Source organism: Arthrobacter sp. P1_B11, from assembly GCF_056406715.1.
Genome location: NZ_JBFTZQ010000007.1, coordinates 261,843 through 286,194, shown reverse-complemented (window position 1 = coordinate 286,194; position 24,352 = coordinate 261,843). Strand labels below are relative to the sequence as shown.

Sequence of the window (24,352 nt, the reverse complement as noted above, 5' to 3'; positions counted from 1 at the left end):
GTCAAATGACACTAAACATATAGTCAGTGCTTATACCTGAGAACAACTGGCCAGGAGGGCCGCGGCCGATGACCTTGCCCCAACCCACCCCTAAGCCAATGAAACGCTTCTTCCTGTGGCTCGCATCCTGGCGGATTGAACTGGCCGACATGGAGAGGCCGGGCAAGAAGGAGTGTTCTGACTGCGGACACGACTCTGGGGGAACGGCGGAAAACCTCAATTGGCTCGCCGCACTCAATGGAATCCCAGTCGAAACCATGCGTGCAACAGAGGAGCGAAACAAGGACGAGCGTTGCGGCTGCACAAACGATGCACACATCAGTTACCGAATTCTAAGTCCCTTCCCCTCACCCAGTTCCCTTAGCTGAGCTACCACCACCGGTGTTCGATCCAGCCAGCGCAAATACGGGAAAGACATATCGCCCGCCGGCTTGCGCGACGGCACTGCCCCGGTTCAGGCTGAAGCACACCCCAACCCGACTAAACGGGCCGTTACATCTTGACTTTCTTCTGACACGGGCCTAGAACTCAACCTGACAGTATGAGGGTGGAGGCGCCGGTGACTGGACAGCGGATCGGATACGTCCGCGTGAGCACGCTGGACCAGAACGAGAAACGCCAGCTCGAAGGCCAGGTTCTGGACCGGGTCTTCACGGACAAGGCCTCCGGCAGGGACACCGCCCGGCCAGAGCTCACGGAGTTGCTGCGATTCGCCCGCGACGGGGACACCGTGGTTGTGCACAGCATGGACCGGCTCGCCCGCAACCTCGATGACCTGCGTGCCCTCGTCCAGGGCCTCACCCGTAAGGGCGTGCGCGTGGAGTTCGTCAAAGAGAGACTGGTCTTCACCGGCGAGGACTCCCCCATGGCGAACCTCATGCTCTCTGTCATGAGTGCGTTCGCTGAATTCGAACGCACCCTGATCAGGGAACGCCAAAGGGAGGGCATCGCCCTGGCACAGCAGCGGGGCGTCTACAAAGGACGGAAGAAGACTCTCACGCCGGAACGGACGGCCGAGCTCGTTCAACGCTCCGGCAACGGTGTTCCGAAAGCCGTCCTTGCCCGTGATTACGGGATCAGCCGGGAGACGGTGTACCAGTACCTGCGCCGCGCCAAGCTGGAGTGAACCACTCCCCGGGCCATCGCCGACGCGGCCGTAGCCTGACGGAAGGCCCGATATCGGCGTCATTGAGCACTGCTAAAGCCGTTGCCCACAAGATCTTCCGTCATGTAATCCCCGCTCCCCCTGCGTGATGCCGGCTTTGGGCAAAACGTAAATCTAATGAATCATTGATTCAGAATTTGGAACGGGTTGGAGGCGGAATGGCCGCCTTGGACCCGCCTAATAGTTTCCGGCGTCAGCGTTTGCGAGACAGGCAGGTCTGCCAGTGACTCCTGCTGCATTCCGAGGTCCGCGTAGACAGCATGAAGGCCCGCTACCACGGCCCCCACAGCGCCGGAAAAGTCACCAAGGGCTGCGGGCAGCAGCCTCGGGGACATCCGCAGGTTGTGTTCAAGGGCGCTCTCATATCGGCCAAGGCTCGACGTCAGTGATTTGGCGATGCCTCCCCCGAGCACAATGATGTTCGGCTCGCAAGAGACCGTGATGGCCGTCAGTGCAATCAGAAGAGCATGATCGAAGTGTGCACGCAGGGTTTCAATCCCGCCCTTGTCCTTCTCAACGAAAAGTTCCGCGGGACTCAGCAGCGCAACACCTGCTTCAGCAGCCCTCCGCAGTATTCCCGGACCCGTAAGCATGTGTTCGAGTTTTGTACCAAGCGGACCCACTGGGAGTTGGCCAAATTCTCCTACAAGGCCCCTATCTCCCTGGAGGACCTTCCCATCGATGGCGATCCCTGCACCGAGCCCTGTTCCGAGGGTCAGCATCGCAGCGGTCGGCGATGTCCGTGCGGCCCCGAATCTTTGCTCGCCGAGGAGGGCCAGGTTTGCGTCATTGTCTATCATGACGACCTTCTGGACCGCTGCCTCAAACCTTTGCAGAAAGCGGGGGTCTTCCACCTGCGTCAGGTGGTGGGCGTTGGAGATAGATCTGTCGATGCGGCCGACCGCTCCTGGGAGACCTAGGCAGACGGCGCCTACGAGCCGCCAGTTACTACCAGCGGCCGAGCGCACCTCCGCCGCCAACCATTCAGCGAGATCCGGGGCGTTCAGGGCCGAGGGGGTGGCCACGTCAAGCGCCAGGATCGGGTTGGCCAGAAGATCGGCAACAATAATGCGGGTGTTCGAGGCACCTAGGTCTATGCCGACGACGTACGACCGGCCCGCGACGACGTCCAGAAGCACGGCTCGGCGGCCCCTGTTTTCGGACACGATTTCCGAGCCTTCGAGCAGAAGTCCTTCGTCAATCAGCGAGTCAACGGCCCGCGTGACAGTTGCCGTGGAAATGCCGGTGGCTTCAGCGATCTGTTTTCTGCTCGCTGGGGCCAGCCGGAAGACCTCGGCCAGCACGGTGCCACGATTCATCATCCTCGTGCTTTGAACCATCGAGATCCTCGTAGTTTTGGAATCAGCATGAAGTAAAAGATACCCGAGATCACTACTTTTCCACCACCCCAAGCACATTTTCCAAATATTTTCCCATCGCAGCCCTTGACTTTGATTGCACTCTGAAATCAAAATGGATGAACACGTCAAGGGCGACTCCGTCCAGAGGTCCGGACTCCAGCGACTGGGTGCCATGGCATCGTCCCCTGACAAGCAGCTCAAGGAAGGTCAAGGACCCGATGGAAACACTCACACTCACAAGACGGCGCCAGATGCGGTGGCTCGTCGCCGGCGCAATGGCGCTGGCACTCTCACTAACCGGCTGCTCCGGCCCCGGGGCAGCACCCGGGGCGGGAGCTCCGGCCACACAGGCAACTGAGCCCAGCCTCGCATTCGTTGGCCCCAACGGCGAAAAGCCAGGCAAGCTCGCTGACCTCGTGCTGACCGCTGACGAAAAGGCCAAAGTCAAGAGCGGCAACTACACGGCCGCGTTCGTTTGGCACACGTCCTCGGAGTTTGTTTCCGCAGTTGAAAAGGGCGCCCGTGAGCAGTTCAAGGACCTGGGGATCAAAGTCGTAGCGAGCACGCAGGCCGGCTTCGACGCTGCCACGCAGGCCAACAACCTTCAGACAGTGCTGGCATTGAACCCCGACATCATCGTCACGATCGCAGTGGACCCGGTTTCGGCGGAAGCGACATTCAAGCCGGCAGTCGAGAAGGGGATCAAGCTCGTCATCATGACCACGCCCCCCGCGCACTACAAGGCGGGGCAGCAGTTCGTGTCCATCGTGACGGAATCGCTTACTGAAGCCGGCAAGCTGAACGCCACAATCCTCGGAGACGCACTCGGCGGCCAAGGCGACATCGGCTACATGTACCACGATGCCGACTTCTGGTTCACCAACCAGCGCGACAAGGCTTTCAAGGCTTGGACGTCCTACCTCTACCCCAACGAGAAGATCGTCGCCGAGGAGGGCTTCACTGACGAATCAAAGACCCAGGAGATCGCCGCGGCGATGATAGCGCGCCACCCGGACCTGAAGGGCATCTACGTCCCGTGGGCAACTGCCGCCCAAGGTGTGCTCGCCGCCCTTCGCGACGCCGGCCGATCCGATGTCAAGGTAGTGACCAACGACCTCGACGCCACCCTTGCAGCCGACATGGCGCGGGACGGCAATGCGGCCGGCCTCGTGGGCAACAGCTCCATCTCTATTGGCAAGGGACTGGCCATCGCCTCCGCCTACGGCGTGCTGAATAAGCAGGCGCCTGCGCTCGTGGCTGCGACTCCGACGGGGATCACCAAGGACAACCTGGCCCAGGGCTGGAAGGACGATTACGGCACCGAACCGCCGTCGAGCGTCACGGGGAAGTGACCCGGCACTGATTCCGGGCCCGGCGGAAAAGCGCTGGGCCCGGAATCAGAAAAGGGTGAACCCCGTTGGCCAATGACGCGCCACATGCCCACATCACTAAGGCCCAACCTACGGGCACCTCTATAAAGGAAACTCCCATGGCACAATTTGTGCAGACCGTACTCGGTCCGGTCGACCCGGCCAGACTTGGAAAAATCCTCCACCACGAACACCTCACATCCCTGGTCCCTGGACCATGGCTGTCAGGTGGACGTCCGGAGACGCTCGCTGATCCGCACCGGCTGGTGGTTTCGCCGACCGACCCCGCCTATGCAGACGACCAGGTGTGCCAAGCCGTCGGTGCCCTTAGCGGGCTCAAGGACTTAGGCTTCGACACGGTTGTGGACCTAAGCCCCTACAGCGTCGTCGGCCGCTCGGCGCTGGGCGAAAACCTGAACATCCTGCAGCGCGTATCGGAGCAGTCCAAGGTGCACATCGTGGCGGGAAGCTCCGTCTACCTGGAGCCTTACAGCCCGGTCTGGACCGCCGAGGCGTCCCTCGAGCAGATGACGGAGCGGTTCACCCTGGACGTCTCCACGGGGATCGGTTCCACGTCGATCAAAGCCGGCGTCCTGGGTGAACAGGCCACGGGACTGAACGAAATCACAGCCCACGAAGAGAAGTGTCTTCGTGCTGCCGCGCGTGCGCACCAAGCCACAGGCGTGTCGCTGGTGACGCACACTACACACGGGACGATGGCCCTTGAGCAGATCCAGATACTGAATGAGGAGGGGGCCGATCTCAGCCGTGTGGTCATCGGGCATATGGACATCCAGCCCGAGTTCGAGTACCTGCTCAAGGTGCTGGACACCGGAGTCAACATCGCCTTCGACACCATCGGCAAGGAATTCTGGGACTTCGTACTGGAGCCCGGCCCCGCCCAGCCGACCGAAGGCGAATACTCCAAAAGGGCCTACTACCGCTCCGACGCGAGCAGGGCAGCACACCTGGCCGACCTGTCCGACAGGGGCTACGCAGGGCAAATTCTGCTCTCCCAGGATCTCACCGGCGCCGAGGTCTACCTCAACCCCAGAACCCACGGAGAGTGGGGTTACAACTACCTTGGCGCGGCCTTCATCCCGATGGCAGCCGAACTGGGACTGTCACAGGCCCATGCCGATCTGATGCTGCGGGATAATCCGCTCCGGCTCCTGACGCAGGAGGCGCCATGAGCACCGGCTCAAATCGTGCCGTCAAAGATGCGGCCTACGTGGTGGGCGTTGATCTCGGTGGGACAAAGATCAGGGCCGGCATTGCCAGCGAAACCGGGACCATCCTGGCTGACCGGAAGGTGCCCACCAACGCCGGAGGCGTCAATGTTATTGAACAGATTGTCGGCCTCGTCCGTGAGTTGTGCGCAGTCGTCGGCGCCGGCACCGATCAGGTCGCGGCGACCGGCATCGGCGGTGCCGGAGTTCCAGACAGCTCCGGGGAGAACTTCGACCAGGCCCCCAACCTTGCGGGACTGCGGGACGTGCCTTTTGCGCAGGACCTCATGCAGAGGCTCGGGCATCCCGTGATCATCGAGAATGACGTCAATGTCGCCGCTCTCGGAGAATTGCACTACGGCCTCGGACTCGGCCACTCTGACTTCGTCTTCGTGTCCGTCGGTACCGGGATCGGCATGGGCATCGTGGCGGACGGCCGGCTCATACGCGGTGCCAGCGGGGCGGCAGGGGAAATCGGTTACCTTCCCTTCGGAACGGACCCATTGACCGCGGAAAACCAGGTGCGTGGCCCGTTGGAGGAAGCGGTAGCAGGCGACGCACTGGCACGCCGGTACGAGATGGCTACAGGGTACAGAATCTCCACCCGGGAGATCTTTGCGAAGGCCCAGGACGGTGACACACACGCGCTGGCCGCCATCGACGATGAGGCACGATGGCTCGCCGCGGCCCTCGTCGCAGTCAACGCGGTCCTCAACCCGGAAGTTTTCGTGATCGGCGGCGGCATCGGCAGCAGGAAGGAGCTGTTGCCCCACCTCCACACCTGGCTGACCCGCCACGGAGTGTCTTCACTCGATATCCGCATCAGCGAACTCGGCCACCGCGCACCAGTAGCCGGCGCGGTCCGGCTCGCACTCGCGGCCGCCAAAACCGGACTGCCCAGCCCTACCGAGACCGTCTCCGCACTGCACGGCCCTGCTCAGAAAGGACACACACCGTGAGCACCACAACTCTAGCGAAACCAAATTTCCTCACCCACGTCAAGGAGATGAACTGGAGCAACTACGTCGTCTACATCGGATTCGCGCTCGTGTTCCTGTTCTTTGCAGTGACACAGACGGCGTACTTCCTCAACGCGACTAACCTGCTCAACATCGTGATCCAGGCAGCACCGATCACGATCATGGCGATCGGCATGGTCTTCGTGCTGAGTACAGGCGAAATCGACCTCTCCATCGGCTCGACCGTAGCACTGTCTGCGTTGACAACCGGCGTCGTCCTTCAAGGAACCGGGCAGTTTTGGATCGGCGCTCTGGCCGGGCTGGGGGTCGGCATCATTGTCGGGCTCGTCAACGGCTTCTTCATCACGATGGTCCGTCTTCCCTCATTCCTGGTGACTCTGGCCACGATGGGCCTGATCGCCGGCCTCGCCCGACAGCTAACAGACCTCCAATCGGTACCTGTGACAGACCGCGCCTTCGTCTGGCTCTTCGGCGGCGGTGATCTTCTCGGGTTGCCGATCATGCTGTGGTGGACGGTCTTGGCGGTCCTCGTCGGCTGGCACCTGCTACGGCAGCGCCGGTATGGCGCCCACGTTCTGGCCGTGGGCAACAGCGCGTCGGCAGCCCGGGTGAGCGGCATCAAGGTCAACCGCATCCGGCTGATGGTCTTCGTCGGTAGCGCCATGGCCGCGGCCCTCGCCGGTCTCCTGTACGCCGGCCGCCTGCACGGCGCCCGCTACACCCTGGGTGAAACCGACCTGATGACAGTCATCGCGGCTGCCATCGTCGGCGGCACCAGCCTGTTTGGCGGCAAGGGGACGGTCATCGGTGCCCTGATCGGCAGCCTCCTCATGAGCATGATCAACAACGGACTCATTCTCGCCGGCCTCAACGTCTCCCAGCAGATGATCGTCCGCGGCCTGATCATCCTCGTTGCGGTCTCCTTCTCCCTCCGCGGCAAGAAAAGCTAGAGAAAGGATCCCCATGTTCCTCGACCTGCTTCGACGACGAAACCCCCGTTTCCTCTCGGCAATTTCCCAGCTGCACACAACCGGCGACCTGCCCGTCAACTGCTACGCAATTGACCTCGACGCCGTCGAACGCAATGCTGTCGCATTCGCCGCGGAAGCGGCGCGTCTCGGACTGACGCCGTTCGCCATGACCAAGCAGATAGGCCGCAACCCCGACGTCTCCAAGACACTCGTGCGCTCAGGCATCACCCACGCCGTCGGCGTCGACCTGCAGTGCGCCGTGGCAGCGGCTTCGGGAGGCCTCCGCGTGGGGCACCTTGGCCATCTCGTCCAGATACCCAGGCACGAGGCCAACCTGGCCGCGTCGCTGGAACCTCTGTACTGGACGGTCTTCAGCGAGACCAAGGCCCGGGAGGCAGGTGCCGCCGCACTAAGGCGCGGACGCGTCCAGGATGTCCTCCTCCGCGTTTTCGCCCCCGATGACCGCTTCTACACCGGGCACGAGGGCGGCTTTGCCTTGGACGGAATCGTGCAGGCGGCCGACACCGTCGACGCTCTCCCCGGCGTGCGCTTCGCCGGCATCACCACGTTCCCCGCCACCCTCTTCAATCCGGCAACAGGGACGGCAGAGGCAACCCCGAACCGACGCACCCTCGCCCGTGCAGCGGCGCTCCTCGAAGCCAGCGGACGGACCGGATTCGCCGTGAACGCGCCCGGAACCACGTCAATTTCGGTGCTGGAGGGGCTTGCCCGCGACGGAGCCACCCAAGTGGAGCCAGGCCACGGGCTAACGGGAACCACCCCCCTGCATGCCGTGGCCGATCTGGCCGAAGAGCCTGCCATCGCGTACGTCACCGAAGTCTCCCACCTGTGGAATGACAAGGCCCACGTCTTCGGCGGAGGGTTCTACGTCGACCCGGTCCTTGGTGAAGGCACCACGCGCGCGATCGTCGTTCCCGGCGCCTCGGACGTCTCCGCCGCGCCGGCGCTTCCGGTCGAAATGCCTGCGCCACATGCGATCGACTACTACGCCACCATCCCCTTGGACCACGCAAGTCCCGTCGCAGAAGGCGACACGGTGATCTTCGGGTTCCGTCCGCAGGTGTTTGTCACCCGGGCACTGACCGCGGCCATCTCCGGCATCTCCACAGGCACCCCCCGGGTCGAGGGCATCTGGGCAGCGGACGGCTCCGCACCGCTCGCCCTGGCCCAATCCTGACACCGAAGACAGATAGGACACATCATGACACTCTCACCTTCGGCAGCCGAGGCTGCCACCCCTGAATCCGCTTCCGCTCCACCCCTCCGGCTGAAGGGCATCCACAAAAACTTCGGGGGCGTGGTAGCCATCAAGCACTTTGACCTGGAAGTAAGGGCCGGCGAGATCGTGGCCCTGGTGGGCGACAATGGCGCGGGCAAATCCACCCTGGTCAAGATCATTTCCGGCCTGTACCAGCCCAGCGACGGTGAAATCTGGCTGAACGGCGAGCAGGTCAGCTTCCGCGACGCCTCCGACGCGCGGACCAAAGGCGTCGAGGTCGTCTACCAGGACCTCGCGCTCGTAGAGGACCAGCCCGTCTACATGAACATGTTCCTCGGCCGGGAATTGACCAAGGGGCCGTTGGGCATCCTGGACAGGAAGGCCATGGCCACGCAGACCCAGGAACTCGTGGACACCCTGGACGTGCGGATCCCCTCCGCCAAGGCCACCCTGAGCGATCTGTCCGGCGGGCAGCGCCAGGGCGTCGCGATCTGCCGCGCCACGCACTGGGCCAGCAGCCTCGTGCTCATGGACGAGCCCACCGCGGCGCTTGGCGTTGCCGAGACGGCGAAGGTCGAGGAAGTCATCCTCAAGCTCCGCTCCAGGGGAGCCGCCGTGCTCATCGTCAGCCACAACATGGACCAGGTGTTCCGCATCGCCGACCGCGTCTCGGTACTCCGCCGCGGGACCCAGGTCGGCACCAAGAGGCTGGCCGAAACATCCCACAACGAGGTCGTGGCCATGATTACTGGACTGAGCTCATGACCGCCGAAGGGCACCCCTTGCCGGGGGACCACATGCGGGCCGAGATCGCCGAACAGCCGGCACGCTGGCAGGATCTCATCACGCAACAACAGCCCCGCCTCCTGGAAGCTGCGGAACTGTTCCGCACCATCAACCCGGAGCTGCTGGTCTTCGCCGCCCGCGGGTCCAGCGATCATGCCGCCATGTACGGCCAGTATCTGGCCCACAACCTCCTCGGCATACCCGCCTCGCTATCGACGCCGAGCACGGTCACGGCGTTCGGCACGGAACTGCGGTATCCGAGGTCGATCATGCTGGCCGTGTCGCAGTCCGGCGAGTCACCGGACCTCCTCGACACGGTTGGCGCCGCAAAGCGGGCCGGAGTCCCCGTTATTGCCCTGACCAACAACGAATCGAGCACGCTTGCAGCTTTGGGTGATGTGCATGTCAACCTCACGGCAGGACCTGAACTTTCAGTGGCAGCCACCAAAACCTACACGGCCGAACTGCTCGCCCTGTATGTCGTACTGACACTCGCCGCAGGCGGTTCCTGGAGCGAGATCAAAACACGGGCGAACGCAGCCATCGAAGCCGCGAACCGGGTAATCGACCGGGCCGCGTCGTGGGGGAAACGGCTTGCAGAGACCCTCCAGGACGCTGACAGGGTCCTGGTGGTCGGCCGTGGCTACTCAATGTCGACGGCAAAGGAAGGAGCGCTCAAGCTGATGGAGACCAACTCCATGGCAGCCTCGGGCTGGAGCGCCGCCGACGCGACCCACGGGCCTCTCGGACAAGTGGAGCCGGGCACGCCCGTCATTGCTCTCACAGCCAGCCCCGGAGGGCGCGAATCCGTTCACGCCTTTGCCCAGGCGGCCCGCGCCCTTGGCGGCCGAACCATCATCATCGGGCCACACGGAAGTGATGATGAGGACGACCTTCAAATTCCGGCTGCCGGTGCCTCCGGCCTCGATCCCGCGCTCCTGCCCCTGATGGAAATCATCCCCCTGCAGCAACTGGCGCTGTGCCTGGCCCTGCGCCGGGGACTGGACCCAGACCGCCCCCCGGGACTCAAGAAGGTGACAAAAACTATTTGACGACTCCCGGGGAACGGCCGCCGCGCCGCCGTCAGTAGACGTAGCGGTGGAGATGGCCACTTACAGCGCGGCGGCCACACCGGCCGTGGTTACCAACCACATACGCCCGTCCGGATTCTTGAACGTCAAGGGACCGGCCGGAGCTTGAACTCCCCCAAACGACCTCCATGAGCTCGCTGCCGGACGACCAGGACCTGTACCTGGTGCATAGTGTCCTTCGCTGATGGGTTGGTCGTGGCGGAGGGGTGGTTCTTTGTTTCATGCGTTTTTCCTCTTCGGGGCGAGATGTGGGCGAAGGGGACGATGCAGGAGCCGCCCCTAGGATCAGAGTCCTTCGCGCAGACTTTTCTCGCCGTTATTGACGTGAAGTAAATTCAAATTAAGGAGAACGTATGGCGCCGCATGTCCGCATGCCACTTCCGATCCCTGTGCTAGCGGTGCTGACTTGGTTCGATGACGAATGTCAGCTTCTAGTTCATTGTCAGGGAGACATCCCGTGTTCCGGGTCCTTCATCGTGGGGCTTGAGGTGAAAGGCGATGGCGGGGGGATCCGACACTGCTGCATCGAGTATTCAGACGCTTCGCCGGCCGGAATCTTCACTTTCGACCTTACAGAGAACCTTCAGTTTGCCCATGACGTTGCCACCGTGAACTCGAACGGATCCGTTCTCGAAGGACGGTTTCCGGCCTGGGCGGTCGGCACTCCGGGTGCCGAATGGTCTTTTTCGGCGTTTTGCATCCAAAACGGAGTGACCACCGCCCGCGGCATCGAAGTCGAGCAGTCTCGGGGCCGGGCAGGGCCGGAAGCAGTGAGTGACCTCCACCCACCTGCTACCCAGTCGAGTCGCCGGGCGACCACTGATATTCTGTCAGACCGTTTCCACTTCGAGCCCAGCTGACGGCAGAGCTTCGAGTATCTCAGGCTCTATGCCCAGCAGTTCTGTGGCAGCTGTCCGGGCGGATTCCTCGCCACGAGCGAGCTTGGTTTGGCCTTGGGAAATTAGGTGCGCGGCGGCCTTCGGTGGGTAATTTCAGACCGTTTCCACTTCCACGCCAGCTGAGCGTAGGGACTCGAGCATCTGTGGCTCTATGCCATCATCCGTTAAGACAAGGTCGATGTCGGCCAACCCGGCGTGTTTCCAATTGCTGACCCGTCCAAATTTACTGTGGTCTGCCAAGAGGATCCGGCGGCGGGCGCTGGCACACATCAGCCGCTTCACTGCGGCTTCGGCGGCGTCGGGCGTGGTGAGTCCTCGGTCGAGTGAAACGGCGCTGGCTCCCAGGAAGGCGACGTCCACGTTGATGTCGGACAGGGCGCGGGCGGCCCAGTCATCCACTTCCGCTGAAGTAACCGGGCGGACCCGGCCCCCGAGCGTGTATACCGTGAGGAGAGGCGAGTCCATCAGCGTCATGGCGATCGAGAGCGTGTTGGTGTAAACCCTCATCGACCTGTCCCGGGGAAACAAGTCAGCGAACCGTGCGGTAGTTGACCCTGCATCGATGAGCACCGACCCGTCGGCAGGGAGGTGACGGAGTGCTGCGGCGGCTATTCGGGTCTTTTCCTCTGTGAAGGCAGTCCTGGAGGCAACGGGGGGCTCGTAGGTGAGCCGTCCGACGGGTATCGCTCCGCCGTGGACCCGCTTAATGAGCCCTAGCTGCTCAAGGGCCACCAGATCCTTGCGGACGGTTTCGTTCGTGACTCCCAGCTCCAGGGCAATAGCTGTGGCATCGGCACGCCCTTCCGTCCGAAGCGTCGTCAGGATGAGTTCCCGCCTTTGGTCGGGAAAAGGGACACGGGTCTCGAGACGTGTGGTGGCCGGGTCTGCGGCTGGTGTCATGCGGCCTCCTTCAAGTGTGGCATCAGTGATGTACCCAACCGTGTCACGAAGAGTGCCCTAATGAGAAGCCAGGTTAAGACAACCTTAACTGGTTCACCGTCGGGCCTCTGATGGACGTGACACTTTAGCGACCGCAAAGGGTGCCGGGGCCATGTTTCGGCAGGAACGCCGCGCCATGATCCCCGCCCGCGCGGCCTTCCCTTGGGTATCCAGTTGGCCCCCGTTCAGTCGTCACCCGCCGTTAGATGGCGAAAATGGTCCAGTTTGCGATGTGCGTCGCCCCGGGCAGGAGGTGAACGACGTCTTTGCCGGAGTTGAATGCATCGGGCGGGCAGCTCATCGGTTCGACGGCAAGTCCGAGCCGGTGGCGCTCAGCGACCATGTGGTCGGCGGTGTGAACCTGGACCCAGTCGCAAGACCGGTCCCAGCGGATTCCGACACCGGATCCGCCGGGATCCGTGAGACGAACCGTTGCATTCCCCTGCGGATCCCGGACGAGGTCGGTGAATGGATGATCGATTTCGATGTCACCCAATGTCCGTGCCTCGCGGAAGTCAAAAGGCCCGTCAGCAGCCGGGCGCCTGCCCAGGGGCAGAAGCCGGTCGGGGGTGACCTCCAGGAATGTATCGGCCGGGAGCTCAAGGCTCCAGGAATTGAATGCTGATTTCCCGGCCACCAGGTAGGGGTGCGGACAGACCCCGTAAGGTGCGGTGTGATCGCCCGTATTGGTAGCTGACACTTTTGTGTGGAAGCCGCCATTATCCAGCCGATAGGTGACGTCCAGCAACACCGAAAACGGGTAGCCTGCGCTTGGCCTGATTTGGTGCCGCAACCGGACGCCGGATGGCTCCGATGAAACCAGAGTCCACGGCCGTTCACAGACCAGGCCATGTAGGGCGGCGTCACGTTCTGGTTCGTTTACGGGCACCCGAAGCTCCCGGCCTTTATATATATAGCGTCCATCCGCGATGCGGTTTGGCCAGGGGGCCACCAACGCGCCACGGAAGTCGGGAACCGGCTCGTCTGCCATGAACCCCACAATGAGGTCGCGGGCACGGAAGCGGAGCTGTCTGACGGTAGCTCCTTGTTCGGTTACGACGGCGGTGTAGTTGGCCGCCGATATTTCGTACTGCGCCCCGGTGGCGCCGATGCTCACATTTTGGGCTGTCTTCACGGGATCTTCCTGGCTGGTCTTCTCCACTGCAATTCCTAAGCCTTGTCGGTATATTGGCTTTCTAGCCCCACGATTGTTCGGACATATGCCGGAAGGCAACCTCAAGTATCCGCATGTGCCGCGGGCGGGAGAGAGCAAAGAGCACAACCTCGGCGACATCGGCAGGAGTCATCATGTCTTCCAGTTCCGGCATGCCCGGCCGGCGCAGGCCGCGTCCCATCCCGAAATTGCTAGCGACACCTCCGGGACAGATATTCGTGCAGCGGATGCTGCTGCCCCTAAGCTCATGATCCAGCGATCGCGTGAATCCGACTTGGGCGAACTTGGTGGCAACGTACGCGGCTTCATCGGGCAGCCCCCGGCGGCCAGCTTCGGACGCCACAGTGATGATGTCCCCTGCGCCTCTTTCCTTCAGATAGGGAAGAGTGGCTTCCACGGTGTGGAAGAGGCCCGTCACATTCACCTCGGTCATCTCCTGAATGTCACTGTCGGGGGTGTCGATGAAAGGTCCCCAGGAGCCAACCCCGGCGTTGGCGACGACGATGTCGATACCTCCAAAATGCTCGGCCGCACGCGCGGCGGCGCCCTTCATCGCCTCCCTATCCCTGACATCGGCCGCAACCGTCAAACTGTTGGGAAGCCGGGAACCCGAGCCGGATCTGGACACGATACATACGGCCGCTCCTGATTGGGACAGGGCGTCCGCGACGGCGGCACCGATGCCGCCGCTGCCTCCCGTAATGAAAGCGGTTTTGCCCAACAGCGGCCGGTTGACTGTCTCGTTCATGATTGTCCTGTCCTAGGTGAAGAAATAGCTTTCAACGCTTCACGTACGACCCGGGCGGTCCGGGTCCGCGCTGGTGCCAGGTACTTGCGGGGATCCACCAGGTCCTGGGCGCGGAGAGCCTCCCGGACGGCCTCCGTAAAGGCGATGTTCAGCATGGTCCCGATGTTGATCTTGGTCATGCCGGCCTCAATGGCAAACGCTAGTTCTGTGCTCGGAACGCCCGAAGATCCGTGCAATACGAGGGGCACGTCGACGACGGCGCGGATCCGTCTGATCAGGTCATGGTCAAGAAGCGCTGTCTGGGCGGTCATCGCATGTGAGCTCCCCACGGCAACAGCAAGAGAGTCGACGCCGGTGGACTCGATGAAGGCCGCCGCTTCCGCCGGATCGGTTCGGACGCCAGGGGCGTGCGCACCGTCTTTCCCCCCCACCTCGCCAAGCTCGGCTTCAAGATGCCAGCCCTGGGTTCGGGCAAAGGAAACCGCTCTCCGGGTAGCGGCAATGTTTTCCGCGATGGCGAGCTTCGATGCATCAAACATGGCGGAGGAGACCCCCGTCCCCATTGCTTGCTCCAGAAACTGAAACTCTTCGATATGGTCCAGGTGCAAGGAAACGCGGGCATCCGACGCTTCCGCCATGGCGGCTAGACCGGCCAGCAGCGGCCTGACCTGGCCCCGGTGGAACTTGACGCAGTTTTCGCTCACCTGCAGCACGGCAGGAAGCCCGAGTTCTTCGGCGGCTTCAACGATCGCCTCGCCATGTTCAAGATTGATGACGTTGAAGGCAGCCAGCCCGACCCCGCCGGCCATCGCCTCCCGCAACAACTCTCCGGTGTGGACCACAGGCATGCAATTCTCCTCAGTTAATTCCCCGAAACCCGGGACGAAAGCTTTGTAGGCGGCTGCGATCACAGGACTTTCAGATGTGACCTTGACAACACTCCAAGCAAACACAATAATATCCAATAGAACGCAATAAGCAATGGGAGCCAAGGAGGTGACAAAGCGATGGTGCTAACAGTCGGTCTGGATGTCGGAACTACATCAAGCAAGGCAGTAGTTGTCTGTGAAAACGGGAAGGTCCTGGCTCAGGGCCGTGCCCGAACGCCGTGGGACACCTCGCCGTCCGGCGTGCAGGTCGCCGCTTGCGATTTGTTGGAATCAGCAAAGGCGGCTCTGTCACTAGCCCTGAAGGATGCGCCCTCCGGCCGGATTGTCGCGCTCGGCATTACCAGCATGGGCGAGTCGGGTGTCCTCGTTGATGCCCAAAGCCGACCACTCACTCCCATAATCGCGTGGCATGACACCCGGGACGGCCAGGAGCTGGCGGACCTGAGGAACCATGTCACGGAGGACGATTTCGCAAGGCGGACGGGTCTGCCCTTGCGGGCCCAATGGTCCCTGACGAAACACCGGTGGTTGCTGGACCATGTCCCCGCCGCCGGCCGCGCCGTGCGCCGGTTGAATATCGCCGAATGGATAGCTTTTTCGCTTGGCGGCGAAGCGGTCACAGAACAATCTTTGGCATCCCGCACGGGCTGGCTTGACTTGGCGACCCGAGACTGGTGGAGCGACGCCCTGGAGTGGTCGGGCCTCAACGTATCCCTCCTGCCGGAGCTGGTCACGGCCGGCACCAATATTGGCACCGTTGCGGCCGAGGCGGGCTTGAGCCGTCTAACAGGAGCCGCGCTCACGGTCGCAGGTCATGACCATCAGGCCGCGGTCGTCGGCGCAGGTGCCGGCGGAACAAGAGACGTACTGGACTCCTGCGGCACCGCAGAAGCCCTCGTTCGAACGATTGATCCCGGTCTGGAGCCGGGCGCTGTCCTGAAACTGACCCGGGCGGGCATCACCGTTGGCTGGTCGGCTATTGCGAACAAGTGGACGATGTTGGGCGGCACGCAAGCCGGCGTGATCCTGCAGACCACCCTGTCCATGCTCGGGCAGTCCACCCGTGACATCCGCCGTCTGGACGGGGAAGCAGCAGGCGCCCACACTGGCGCCCTTCGACTCAGAGGCAAAGATCCCGCGGCGCTAACTCTCGAAGGGATATCGGGCCACGTGACCCCGGCCCGGGTATGGATGGCCGCCGTGGACGCGGTCACAGCCCAGGCGGACGAAGTCCACTCCGCGATGAACGCCGTGGTCGGTCAGCATGCCTCCATGGTGGTGACTGGTGGATGGTCCCGCAGTACGGCACTCCTCGAGGCCAAGGAGCGCGCCTTCGGTAAGGTGCGGCTCTCCTCGGTCCAGGAGACCGGAGCGCGCGGAGCGGCCCTGTTTGGCGGAATGGCTGCGGGCCTCTTTGGAGACATTCATGACTTTCCGGTGCCGGCCCAAGCTCCCGTTGCGGCTTTCCCGCAGCAGGGCTCCCCCGCCGAGCCGGACAACGCCTCAAGAGACAGGGTGCCCTCATGACCGAAATCGAAGACATTTCCCGTCAAGACCAGCGGCTGCTCTATCCGGAACAACGCCGCGAATTCATCCTAACCATGCTCCGTACAGAGGGACGGGTCGACGCAACAGGAATCGCCGAGGACCTCGCTGTAACCAATGAAACGGTCCGAAAAGATCTGGTGTTCCTGGAACAGTCTGGCCTGTTGCGGCGCGTACATGGGGGTGCGGTGCCCGTCGGTCGCCTGACCTATGAACCCGCGGTTGCCAGACGCACTGGCTTTGCCGAAGAAAAGACCCGGATCGCCAAGGCGGCCCTGGAACACCTTCCCCCGGGCGGGTCAGTGCTGATCGACGCAGGTTCGACCACTGCGCGTCTGGCGGATCTATTCCCCCGCGACCGGGAGATGACGGTTTATACGAATACGCTCACCATCGCGGCCTCCCTACTTGACCGGCCTCTGCTGACCGTCTACACCTTTGGTGGCCGGATAAGACCACTGACGGCGGCCCAAGTGGACCACTGGGCCGCCAGATCACTCGATGAGATCAACGTTGACGTGGCTTTCCTAGGAGCAAACGCAGTGTCCGTGGATCGCGGGTTGACCACTCCGGACCCTGCAGAGGCAGCCGTCAAGAGGATCATGCTTTCCAGCGCGCGCAAGCGAATCCTGCTGACTGACCACAGCAAGTTTGGCTGCGTAAGTAACTGCAAGCACGCTGATCTGGCCGATATCGACCTCATGATTACCGACAAAGGCGCGGACAGCCGTGAACTGAAGGCCCTGAGAGCGGCGGGAGTCGAGGTGCAGCTGGCATGATTGTGACCGTTTCACCGAACCCCAGTTTGGACCGGACCATGCGCGTTGAAGCGCTGCCCCGTGGAGAGGTTGTACGCAGCCTGCGGGCCTACAGCGAGCCGAGCGGCAAAGGCGTGAATGTGGCGGTTGCATTGCACGCCCACGAGATCGACGTCCTGGCGGTTCTACCCGCAGGCGGCTTCGCCGGGACGCAGATCACTTCGATGCTGGCCGCCATGGGTGTACCCTTCCTTGCCGTACCGATCGCGGACGAGATCCGCAGCAACGTCAGCCTCGTGGAGCCCGACGCGACCGTGACGAAGATCAATGAGCTCGGCCCCACGCTCGACCGGGCGGAAGCGGCATCTCTGGTCAGCGCGGCACTGAACGGCGTCGGCGAAGGCGACTGGATGGTCGCCTGCGGGACACTGCCCGTCGGCGAAGTCGAGTCCATATACACAGACCTGGTAGTCGGCACACAGGTGCGGAACGCACGCGTCGCTGTCGATACCTCGGGCGAGGCCCTGCGGAAAGTGCTGCAGTACGGGCCGGACCTCATCAAACCCAACGCCAGCGAGCTCGCTGAGCTCACCGGCAGGGCGCTGGAGAATCTCGGTGACGTCGTCGACGCCGCTGCAGAACTCCGGCAACGAGGTGCACGGGCAGTCCTGGCCAGCTTGGGATCCGACGGAGCAATCCTCCTCGACGATTCCGGCTGCTACTACGGTCGTGCTCGGGTTGATAGCGTCGTCAGCGCCGTCGGCGCCGGCGACGCGTTGCTTGCCGGCTTCCTGGCCGGCGGCGGAAGCGGAAGCCAAGCCCTGCGGCAGGGCATGGCGTGGGCGGCTGCCGCCGTTCAGCACGAGGGCACTCTTTATCAGGGCCAGGGCGTCTCGATAAATGTGGAAATCAGCGACGATCCCGACCGTACCCGAGCCCTCAAGGAACCTTGCACTGACTGGTATCAGCCGGAAGAATGCCCCCGCTAGTCCCTGCCGGCCAACAATCTCTACGCCACGGCGGTGGTCTTACGTCGGTCATCGGGCTTGCACCCCACCAATTTGTGGCTACACCCTACCCATTTTAGGAGCATCATGCTTACAAAACGCGCTACGCGCTTCGCTCTCATCTCCTCCCTGGCCGCCGCAACAATGATTGTCGCGACGGGATGCAGCGGGTCGGCCCCAGCCGCCACCCCGTCCTCCAACGAAAAAGGCCTGATCGGCATCTCGATGCGCTTCATCGCCGGAAACTCCTGGCTAAGTACCATGTCCGACGGCGCCGTGAAGTCAGGCAAAGCCAAGGGCTACACCATGGAGGCGGTCGATGCGCAAGGAAGCGCGCAGACCCAGATCCAGCAGATGCGCACCTTCATCAACAAGGGAGCCAAGGCGATCATCATCGAACCCGTTGGTGACCGAAACGTAGCCAGCGGCATTGAAGCTGCAAAGACTGCCGGCATCCCCGTCGTTGTCGTCAACGACAGGGTCTCAGAAGAGCTCGCCAAGCAGGTCGCCTGCAACGTTCACGACGACGGCGAGGCTACCGCAGCGCTCGTGGGCGAGAAGGCAGCCGCCGCAGCCGTGGCGAAGAAGGGCGAAAACTCCACCATCAACCTGTACATCCAGGCGTTGTTCCCTCAGGAACTCGTAACGGAGAGCCGGGAGAAGGGCTTCATGGCCGGCTGGGAGAAGTACATGGCCCAGCACCCGGGTGTGAAGACCAAGCGGATCCCTAACAACTACGGCGAAGCGCTGCCGGACAAGACGCTGGCCGCCATGCGGAACGTCCTCGCCGGCAACCCGGATATCGACGTCGTGTTCAACCAGACGGACGTCGTCATGCCCGCCGTTACCGAAGCGCTCAAGGGCTCCGGGCTGATGGACCAGCAAGGCAACACCAAGGTCGTCATCGCCGGATTTGACGGCGGAATGGACGTGATCAAGAGCATGTCCACTAACCCGTCTTCACCTGTCGTGGCCGACGGCTTGAACCAGCCGGCTCTGCAGGCGGGTTACGCCGTGGATGAGGCGATCGCCGCCGTGGCCGGCAAACCGACCGGCAAGTGCAGCGGCTCACCTGCCACGCGTGTGCTCCCCGCTCTCGCTGTCACACCACAGGACGCGTCCAAGTACGTCACCGACAGCCTCGCCTTCGCCGGCGAAGAATAAGCAGGAGAAATCATGACTGCGCCCGCTGAGATTGCCTCACGGTCACTGATCGCAGTGGCCGGGGTTTCCAAGGCCTACCCCGGCACCCAGGCCCTGAGTAATATCGATCTGCACATCATGCCTGGAGAAATCCACGGAATTGCCGGGCAGAACGGTGCCGGGAAGTCCACGCTGGTAAGGATTCTATCCGGAGTGGAAAAGCCTGACTCCGGAACAGTCCTCCTTGACGGGCTCCCGGTCAGTTTCGACAATCCACATGCGGCCCAGCGGGCGCGGATCATGACGGTGCATCAGGAGTTGAGCCTGATGCCACACCTGTCCGTAGCCGAGAACATCTACGTCGGCGAGCTGCCCCGGACAGTGCTTGGAACTGTCGACTGGCGGGCGGTCCGGTCGCAGGCACGCGAACAGTTGCTCCGCCTCGGGTTCGATCTCGACGTCCGGGCCCCCGTCGGTTCCCTGCCGATCGCGCACCGGCAGGCAGTGGAAATCGCCAAGGCTGTCAGCGGCGACGCCCGGGTGCTGATTCTGGACGAACCGACCGCTACATTGCCCCGGCACGACGTCCGCCAGCTGTTTGACCTCCTCAACCAGCTGAAGAAACTTGGCATCGCCATCATCTACATCTCGCATCATTTCGACGAAATGTATGAGATCTGCGACAAAATCTCCGTGTTTCGTGATGGCAGGCGGGTGGCGGTCCATGAGGCCGACGCGAGCCGCCATGACCTGATCCTGCAAGCAATGCTGGGCGGAGTAAGCACGGAGCAGTCGGCGAAACTGCAACTGGGTTCCAGCGAGACGCCCCGGCTGGGGGTGGGCCGAACCACCGGAGAGGTAGCCCTGGCCGTCCGGGGGCTCCGGGATGGCCATGACCTCCATGGCATCGACTTGACGCTCCATCGCGGGGAGGTGCTGGGCGTCGCCGGCCTGTCCGGGAACGGTCAAAGCCAGCTGGCGGCGGCCCTGTTCGGGGCCGAGAAATCGACCCAGCAGAGTTTCGAGATCAACGGCCGGAAGCGGCACACAGCGGATCCCGCAGAATCGATCAGGCTCGGCCTCGGGCTGTTGCCGGAGGAACGCAAGACCCAAGGCCTGGCGCTGACGATGTCCGTGACCGAGAACATCACCATGGCCTCACTTGCGAAGTTTTCGCCCGGGTTCTTCCTAAACCGGGGCAGCGAACACAGGGCCGCCCTCCGCATGCGGGACGCGCTGGCCATAAAAGTGGCGTCCGTAGGGCAACCCGTCGGCAACCTCAGCGGCGGCAATCAGCAAAAGGTTGCCCTCGCCAAGTGGCTGGTCAGCGGCGTCAAGACGCTGATCATCGTGGAACCCACAAGAGGCGTGGACGTGGGTGCAAAGCTCGAAATCTATGAGCTTATCCGTCAGTTCGTGGAAGACGGCGGCAGCGTCATCGTGATCACCTCAGAAATCGATGAAGCGCTCATGTGCGACCGCGTGCTGATCCTCAGCCGTGGCCGGATCTCCGGGTCCGTGGACCGTGCCGAGATCGACGAACACGGCGAAGCCGCCGTCCTCAATCGATTCAACTGATCACCCAAGAACCAGTTCTAACAATGGAGTTGTAACTCGTGGCCCTCAATACCAGTCCAGTCACCCCGCCTCAGCCCCAGACCTCCGGTCTGTCCGCCGCCGTCAATGCCCTCCGGACATTCACCAACTCGCTTGGCTCCAAGGGATATCTCTTCGTGGTCGGAGCCCTTGTGCTGGCGGTGGGGAGCGTTCTCTCTCCCTATTTCATGACGTCCCGGAACCTGATAGCCGTGCTCATTACGGCATCGGTTGTCTCCGTGCTTGCCGTCGGCCAGTATCTGGTCATCGTCACCGGCGGCATTGATCTTTCCGTCGGGGCCGTAGCCGCACTATCCTCCGTCACTGTGGGGCTTGCCCTGCAGGCAGGCGTCTCTTGGCCATTGGCGCTGCTGCTGGCGCTGCTGGTCGCTGGCTTCGTGGGCGTCTTCAACGGTCTGATGATCATTTATGGAGGAATTACCCCGTTCATCGTGACACTCGCGATGATGAGCATTGCCCGTGGAGTGGCGTACATCCTGCAGACCGGGCGCCAGGTGGCCATCGATGATCAGGGTTTCCTGTCCGCCTTTACCGCAGATTTAGGGCCGCTGCCTGCCCCTGTCGTCATCGCCATGATCGTCATGATCGTCTTGGCCGTGACCATGTCACAGACGCGCTACGGACGTCGCCTTTTCGCGATCGGCGGGAACCCCGACGCTGCACGGCTTTCGGGTCTTCCGATCAAGCGGGACATCGTGGGTGCCTACTTCTGTTCGTCTCTGCTGGCAGGGCTCGGCGGCGTCATGATCGCCGCCCAGTTGACGGAAGGCAGCGCAATTATCGGCGAAGGATACGAGCTCAACGCTATCGCGGCCGTAGTGGTAGGCGGCGCGTCACTGTTCGGTGGTACGGGAGACCCCATCAGCGCGGTGCTCGGCGGCCTGATCATCGCCGTGATCCTCAACATCATGGATCTGCTTGGAATCCAGGCCCAGCCGCAGCTGATCGTCAAAGGTGCAGTCATCCTCCTCGCAGTGCTGTTCACCAGCGGGGTGGGAAACAAGCTCCCTGGTGCGATACGAAAGCTCGTGTTCCAGAAGCGCTACACCGGGAAGGGTTCCGACCTCCCGTCCGAAGGAAAGGAAAAGGAGAAGATCGATGCCGCCAAGTAGCGATACAACCGTGACCCAGTGGCAGTTCCTCACGCAGGCAGAGGCCGAGACAATCGAGGCCGTCTGCGAACGTATCTTCCCGAACGACGACGGCAGGGCGGGTGCCCGCGATGCGCGCGTGATTGTCTTCATCGATCGGGCCGCTGCGGACGAGGACGAAGCCTTGCGCCTGTGCTACCGAGAAGGCGTCCAAGCACTCAATGCCTTCAGTAACGACGTGTACGGGTCCCCGTTCGCCAAATTGTCCGGCGACGCCGCGGACAGCCTCCTGGAGCGGATTGAGAATGCTGAGTCCTCTACCCACCCGGATGTGCCCCACCCGCTGGCAACCTTCTTCGCGCTTGTCTGGGAACACACCATCCAAGGCATGTTCTGTGACCCGAAGTACGGCGGAAACCACGACACACTCGGCTGGCAGCTGGTCGGCTTCCCCGGAGCGCAATGGGGCTACAACGCCGAACAGATGAAGCCCGGGTTCGACTCAACCATCATCCCCATCAAATCCCTGGAAGATCTACGCAACGAATTGAGGGGCGCGAATGCCTGAAAAAGCAGAGGCCATCGTCGTCGGCCTGGGCGCATCGGGCGGCATCATCGCCGAACAGCTGACCAAGGCCGGCATGCGTGTCCTTGCCCTGGACAAGGGCCCGATGCACAGCAACGAGGAGTTCACCTTCAAGCATGACGAGGTCAAGTACTACTCCCGGGGCTCCCTCGTTCCCCAGCTGTCCACCGATCCGGTGACGTGGCGGCCGAATGAAGCGACCGAGGCCCAACTTCTGCCGTGGGCAGCCGGCGTCCGCGGCAACAGCGAACCGCTGCACCTGCCGCCGTCGATCGGCCCCGGCGGCGGAACGCTTCATTGGGGCGGTGCCTCCTGGCGCCACCGCGACTCCGACTTCCATATGAAGTCACTCATCGAGGAACGCTTCGGGCCCGAGGCGCTGGACGGCGACTCCACCATGGTGGACTGGCCGGTGAGCTACGGCGATCTGGAGCCCTACTACGACAAGGTCGAATGGGAACTCGGCGTCTCCGGCCAGGCCGGGAACGTCAAGGGTATACACAATCCGGCAGGCAGCCCATTCGAATCCGACCGCCAGCGCGAGTACCCAATGCCGCCCTTGCGCCGGGCACCGGCCGACGACCGTTTCAAGGCCGCCTGTGAAAGACTCGGCTATCGCCCATTCCAGCAGCCCGCGGCCGTGGCCTCCACGGACTACAAATCACTGAAGGGCTGCGAATACTGCGGCTTCTGCCATGGGTTCCTGTGTCACGTCAACGCCAAGCAGTCCAGCCGCATCACCTCGGTGGAGATGGCGCTCCAGACGGGCAACCTCGAAATCCGCTCCTCCTCCCGCGTCTTCCGGTTGAACCGCGACGCGACAGGACGCAGCATCACCGGCGTCTCCTACTTCGACGCTGATGGCGTGGTGCACGACGTTGAATCGGACCTGGTGGTTGTCGCCTGCTACGCCCTCGAAAACAGCCGGCTACTGCTCGCTTCCGGCATCAACGCCAACGGACAGGTGGGACAGAACTTTATGACCCACAGCTTCGGCTGGTGCACGCTGGTGTTGCCGGAGTTCAGCAACCCGTTCATGGCGCCCCTGGTGGCCGCCAGTGTGGTGGATGATCTCAACTGCGACGGCGTGCCGGACAACGACGAAGGTGTTCTCTGGGGATCCGTCCTCACGAGCATCCCCGGCGACCTGCAGCCCATCGAGGCCGCACACAACCTGCCACCGGGCATGCGCCGCTGGGGCGGGGAATTCAAGGACTGGTTTTCCGAGAATTACCGCAAACTCATGGGCATCCACAACCAAATCCCGAGTTTCCCGACGAAACGGTACTACTGCGACCTTGACCCGGTGGTAAAAGACAAGTTCGGCCAGCCCGCGCTTCGAATCACCCACGACTGGTCCCAGCACGACGTTGCGGCGCTGAACTACTTCGAAAAAATAAAGCGCAACATCGCCGACGAAATGGGCGCCACCCAGTTCTGGTCCGAAGCCAACCCGCCAGCTTACCACCTTTCCACCCATGAAGTGGGCACCCACCGCATGGGCGAAAATCCCGCGGATTCCGTCGTGGACATCTACGGCGAGTCCCATGAATGCAAGGGTCTTTACGTGGTCGGAGGCGGACAGTTTCCCACGCTGTCCGGCTACAACCCCACCCAGACCCTGCAGGCCCTCGCGTACCTGAGTGCCGACCGAATTCTGGAGAAGGTCTAGCACCTCCGGGTGATGCTTCTCCAGAGCAGCAAGAGCATCTGTAAACCGAACAGTCGGCCTGAATCCGGGCCGACGGTAGTGAAGAAAAAG

The 24,352-nt window shown here is 62.6% G+C and carries 21 protein-coding genes; 16 read left to right on the top strand and 5 right to left on the bottom strand.

The window, feature by feature from the left end:
• Positions 1-559: 559 nt before the first annotated feature.
• On the top strand, positions 560-1,126 hold the full coding sequence (locus AC1D14_RS08475; RefSeq protein WP_230117769.1) for a recombinase family protein: 567 nt from the start codon (positions 560-562) through the stop codon (positions 1,124-1,126).
• A 161-nt stretch (positions 1,127-1,287) separates the two neighbouring features.
• On the opposite strand, the gene AC1D14_RS08470 is transcribed toward AC1D14_RS08475, so the two are convergent.
• Positions 1,288-2,505 carry an ROK family transcriptional regulator gene (locus AC1D14_RS08470; RefSeq protein ID WP_230117770.1) on the bottom strand — a complete coding sequence of 406 codons (1,218 nt, stop codon included), beginning with the start codon at positions 2,503-2,505 and terminating at the stop codon, positions 1,288-1,290.
• A gap of 239 nt (positions 2,506-2,744) precedes the next feature.
• Here AC1D14_RS08470 and AC1D14_RS08465 point away from each other — a divergent pair, with 239 nt between their 5' ends.
• The 7 genes from AC1D14_RS08465 (at position 2,745) to AC1D14_RS08435 (ending at position 10,154) form a co-directional block, all read left to right on the top strand.
• Complete coding sequence (locus AC1D14_RS08465; RefSeq protein ID WP_230117771.1) at positions 2,745-3,878, top strand: substrate-binding domain-containing protein; 1,134 nt, start codon at positions 2,745-2,747, stop codon at positions 3,876-3,878.
• A 137-nt stretch (positions 3,879-4,015) separates the two neighbouring features.
• Positions 4,016-5,089, top strand: a complete 1,074-nt coding sequence (locus AC1D14_RS08460) for a phosphotriesterase family protein (protein ID WP_230117772.1) — start codon at positions 4,016-4,018, stop codon at positions 5,087-5,089.
• Positions 5,086-6,084: an ROK family protein gene (locus AC1D14_RS08455; RefSeq protein WP_230117773.1), complete on the top strand. Its 999-nt coding sequence runs from the start codon at positions 5,086-5,088 to the stop codon at positions 6,082-6,084. The genes AC1D14_RS08460 and AC1D14_RS08455 overlap by 4 nt, the downstream gene beginning before the upstream one ends.
• Positions 6,081-7,055, top strand: a complete 975-nt coding sequence (locus AC1D14_RS08450; RefSeq protein WP_230117774.1) for an ABC transporter permease — start codon at positions 6,081-6,083, stop codon at positions 7,053-7,055. Before AC1D14_RS08455 ends, AC1D14_RS08450 begins: the two co-directional genes overlap by 4 nt.
• 13 nt (positions 7,056-7,068) lie before the next feature.
• Positions 7,069-8,274, top strand: coding sequence for an alanine racemase (locus AC1D14_RS08445; RefSeq protein WP_230117775.1), 1,206 nt, complete (start codon positions 7,069-7,071; stop codon positions 8,272-8,274).
• Positions 8,275-8,298: 24 nt separating this feature from the next.
• Positions 8,299-9,081 carry an ATP-binding cassette domain-containing protein gene (locus tag AC1D14_RS08440; protein WP_230117776.1) on the top strand — a complete coding sequence of 261 codons (783 nt, stop codon included), beginning with the start codon at positions 8,299-8,301 and terminating at the stop codon, positions 9,079-9,081.
• Positions 9,078-10,154, top strand: coding sequence for an SIS domain-containing protein (locus AC1D14_RS08435; protein WP_230117777.1), 1,077 nt, complete (start codon positions 9,078-9,080; stop codon positions 10,152-10,154). The genes AC1D14_RS08440 and AC1D14_RS08435 overlap by 4 nt, the downstream gene beginning before the upstream one ends.
• A gap of 1,031 nt (positions 10,155-11,185) precedes the next feature.
• On the opposite strand, the gene AC1D14_RS08430 is transcribed toward AC1D14_RS08435, so the two are convergent.
• From AC1D14_RS08430 to AC1D14_RS08415, 4 genes are all read right to left on the bottom strand, one after another.
• Entirely contained in the window at positions 11,186-11,992 is an 807-nt protein-coding gene (locus tag AC1D14_RS08430; protein ID WP_230117778.1) for a DeoR/GlpR family DNA-binding transcription regulator, read from the bottom strand.
• Positions 11,993-12,233: 241 nt separating this feature from the next.
• Positions 12,234-13,193, bottom strand: a complete 960-nt coding sequence (locus tag AC1D14_RS08425) for an aldose 1-epimerase family protein (protein WP_354962130.1) — start codon at positions 13,191-13,193, stop codon at positions 12,234-12,236.
• 34 nt (positions 13,194-13,227) lie between these two features.
• Positions 13,228-13,953, bottom strand: coding sequence for an SDR family oxidoreductase (locus tag AC1D14_RS08420; protein ID WP_476968290.1), 726 nt, complete (start codon positions 13,951-13,953; stop codon positions 13,228-13,230).
• Positions 13,950-14,864 (bottom strand): class II fructose-bisphosphate aldolase, encoded by a 915-nt coding sequence (locus AC1D14_RS08415; protein WP_476968289.1) that lies wholly within the window; start codon positions 14,862-14,864, stop codon positions 13,950-13,952. Before AC1D14_RS08415 ends, AC1D14_RS08420 begins: the two co-directional genes overlap by 4 nt.
• 96 nt (positions 14,865-14,960) lie before the next feature.
• Between AC1D14_RS08415 and AC1D14_RS08410 the strand changes: the two genes are divergently transcribed.
• From AC1D14_RS08410 to AC1D14_RS08375, 8 genes are all read left to right on the top strand, one after another.
• A complete protein-coding gene (locus AC1D14_RS08410; protein WP_476968288.1) occupies positions 14,961-16,370 on the top strand; it encodes an FGGY-family carbohydrate kinase in 1,410 nt (469 codons plus the stop codon).
• Positions 16,367-17,167, top strand: coding sequence for a DeoR/GlpR family DNA-binding transcription regulator (locus AC1D14_RS08405; RefSeq protein ID WP_230117782.1), 801 nt, complete (start codon positions 16,367-16,369; stop codon positions 17,165-17,167). The genes AC1D14_RS08410 and AC1D14_RS08405 overlap by 4 nt, the downstream gene beginning before the upstream one ends.
• Entirely contained in the window at positions 17,164-18,135 is a 972-nt protein-coding gene (locus AC1D14_RS08400; RefSeq protein ID WP_230117783.1) for a 1-phosphofructokinase family hexose kinase, read from the top strand. The genes AC1D14_RS08405 and AC1D14_RS08400 overlap by 4 nt, the downstream gene beginning before the upstream one ends.
• A gap of 105 nt (positions 18,136-18,240) precedes the next feature.
• A complete protein-coding gene (locus tag AC1D14_RS08395) occupies positions 18,241-19,317 on the top strand; it encodes a sugar ABC transporter substrate-binding protein (protein WP_476968287.1) in 1,077 nt (358 codons plus the stop codon).
• A gap of 12 nt (positions 19,318-19,329) precedes the next feature.
• Positions 19,330-20,874, top strand: coding sequence for a sugar ABC transporter ATP-binding protein (locus AC1D14_RS08390; protein ID WP_476968286.1), 1,545 nt, complete (start codon positions 19,330-19,332; stop codon positions 20,872-20,874).
• A 38-nt stretch (positions 20,875-20,912) separates the two neighbouring features.
• Positions 20,913-22,025: an ABC transporter permease gene (locus AC1D14_RS08385; protein ID WP_230117786.1), complete on the top strand. Its 1,113-nt coding sequence runs from the start codon at positions 20,913-20,915 to the stop codon at positions 22,023-22,025.
• Positions 22,012-22,572 carry a gluconate 2-dehydrogenase subunit 3 family protein gene (locus AC1D14_RS08380; protein ID WP_476968285.1) on the top strand — a complete coding sequence of 187 codons (561 nt, stop codon included), beginning with the start codon at positions 22,012-22,014 and terminating at the stop codon, positions 22,570-22,572. The genes AC1D14_RS08385 and AC1D14_RS08380 overlap by 14 nt, the downstream gene beginning before the upstream one ends.
• On the top strand, positions 22,565-24,262 hold the full coding sequence (locus AC1D14_RS08375) for a GMC family oxidoreductase (RefSeq protein ID WP_230117788.1): 1,698 nt from the start codon (positions 22,565-22,567) through the stop codon (positions 24,260-24,262). The genes AC1D14_RS08380 and AC1D14_RS08375 overlap by 8 nt, the downstream gene beginning before the upstream one ends.
• Positions 24,263-24,352: the final 90 nt, after the last annotated feature.

Bases quoted from the DNA above. Each gene is read 5' to 3' on its own strand.
- AC1D14_RS08440 (WP_230117776.1), top strand. From the start codon at position 8,299: ATGACACTCTCACCTTCGGCAGCCGAGGCTGCCACCCCTGAATCCGCT.
- AC1D14_RS08390 (WP_476968286.1), top strand. From the start codon at position 19,330: ATGACTGCGCCCGCTGAGATTGCCTCACGGTCACTGATCGCAGTGGCC.
- AC1D14_RS08460 (WP_230117772.1), top strand. From the start codon at position 4,016: ATGGCACAATTTGTGCAGACCGTACTCGGTCCGGTCGACCCGGCCAGA.
- AC1D14_RS08445 (WP_230117775.1), top strand. From the start codon at position 7,069: ATGTTCCTCGACCTGCTTCGACGACGAAACCCCCGTTTCCTCTCGGCA.
- AC1D14_RS08455 (WP_230117773.1), top strand. From the start codon at position 5,086: ATGAGCACCGGCTCAAATCGTGCCGTCAAAGATGCGGCCTACGTGGTG.
- AC1D14_RS08375 (WP_230117788.1), top strand. From the start codon at position 22,565: ATGCCTGAAAAAGCAGAGGCCATCGTCGTCGGCCTGGGCGCATCGGGC.
- AC1D14_RS08405 (WP_230117782.1), top strand. From the start codon at position 16,367: ATGACCGAAATCGAAGACATTTCCCGTCAAGACCAGCGGCTGCTCTAT.
- AC1D14_RS08395 (WP_476968287.1), top strand. From the start codon at position 18,241: ATGCTTACAAAACGCGCTACGCGCTTCGCTCTCATCTCCTCCCTGGCC.
- AC1D14_RS08410 (WP_476968288.1), top strand. From the start codon at position 14,961: ATGGTGCTAACAGTCGGTCTGGATGTCGGAACTACATCAAGCAAGGCA.
- AC1D14_RS08420 (WP_476968290.1), bottom strand. From the start codon at position 13,953: ATGAACGAGACAGTCAACCGGCCGCTGTTGGGCAAAACCGCTTTCATT.
- AC1D14_RS08430 (WP_230117778.1), bottom strand. From the start codon at position 11,992: ATGACACCAGCCGCAGACCCGGCCACCACACGTCTCGAGACCCGTGTC.
- AC1D14_RS08465 (WP_230117771.1), top strand. From the start codon at position 2,745: ATGGAAACACTCACACTCACAAGACGGCGCCAGATGCGGTGGCTCGTC.
- AC1D14_RS08380 (WP_476968285.1), top strand. From the start codon at position 22,012: ATGCCGCCAAGTAGCGATACAACCGTGACCCAGTGGCAGTTCCTCACG.
- AC1D14_RS08400 (WP_230117783.1), top strand. From the start codon at position 17,164: ATGATTGTGACCGTTTCACCGAACCCCAGTTTGGACCGGACCATGCGC.
- AC1D14_RS08470 (WP_230117770.1), bottom strand. From the start codon at position 2,505: ATGGTTCAAAGCACGAGGATGATGAATCGTGGCACCGTGCTGGCCGAG.
- AC1D14_RS08435 (WP_230117777.1), top strand. From the start codon at position 9,078: ATGACCGCCGAAGGGCACCCCTTGCCGGGGGACCACATGCGGGCCGAG.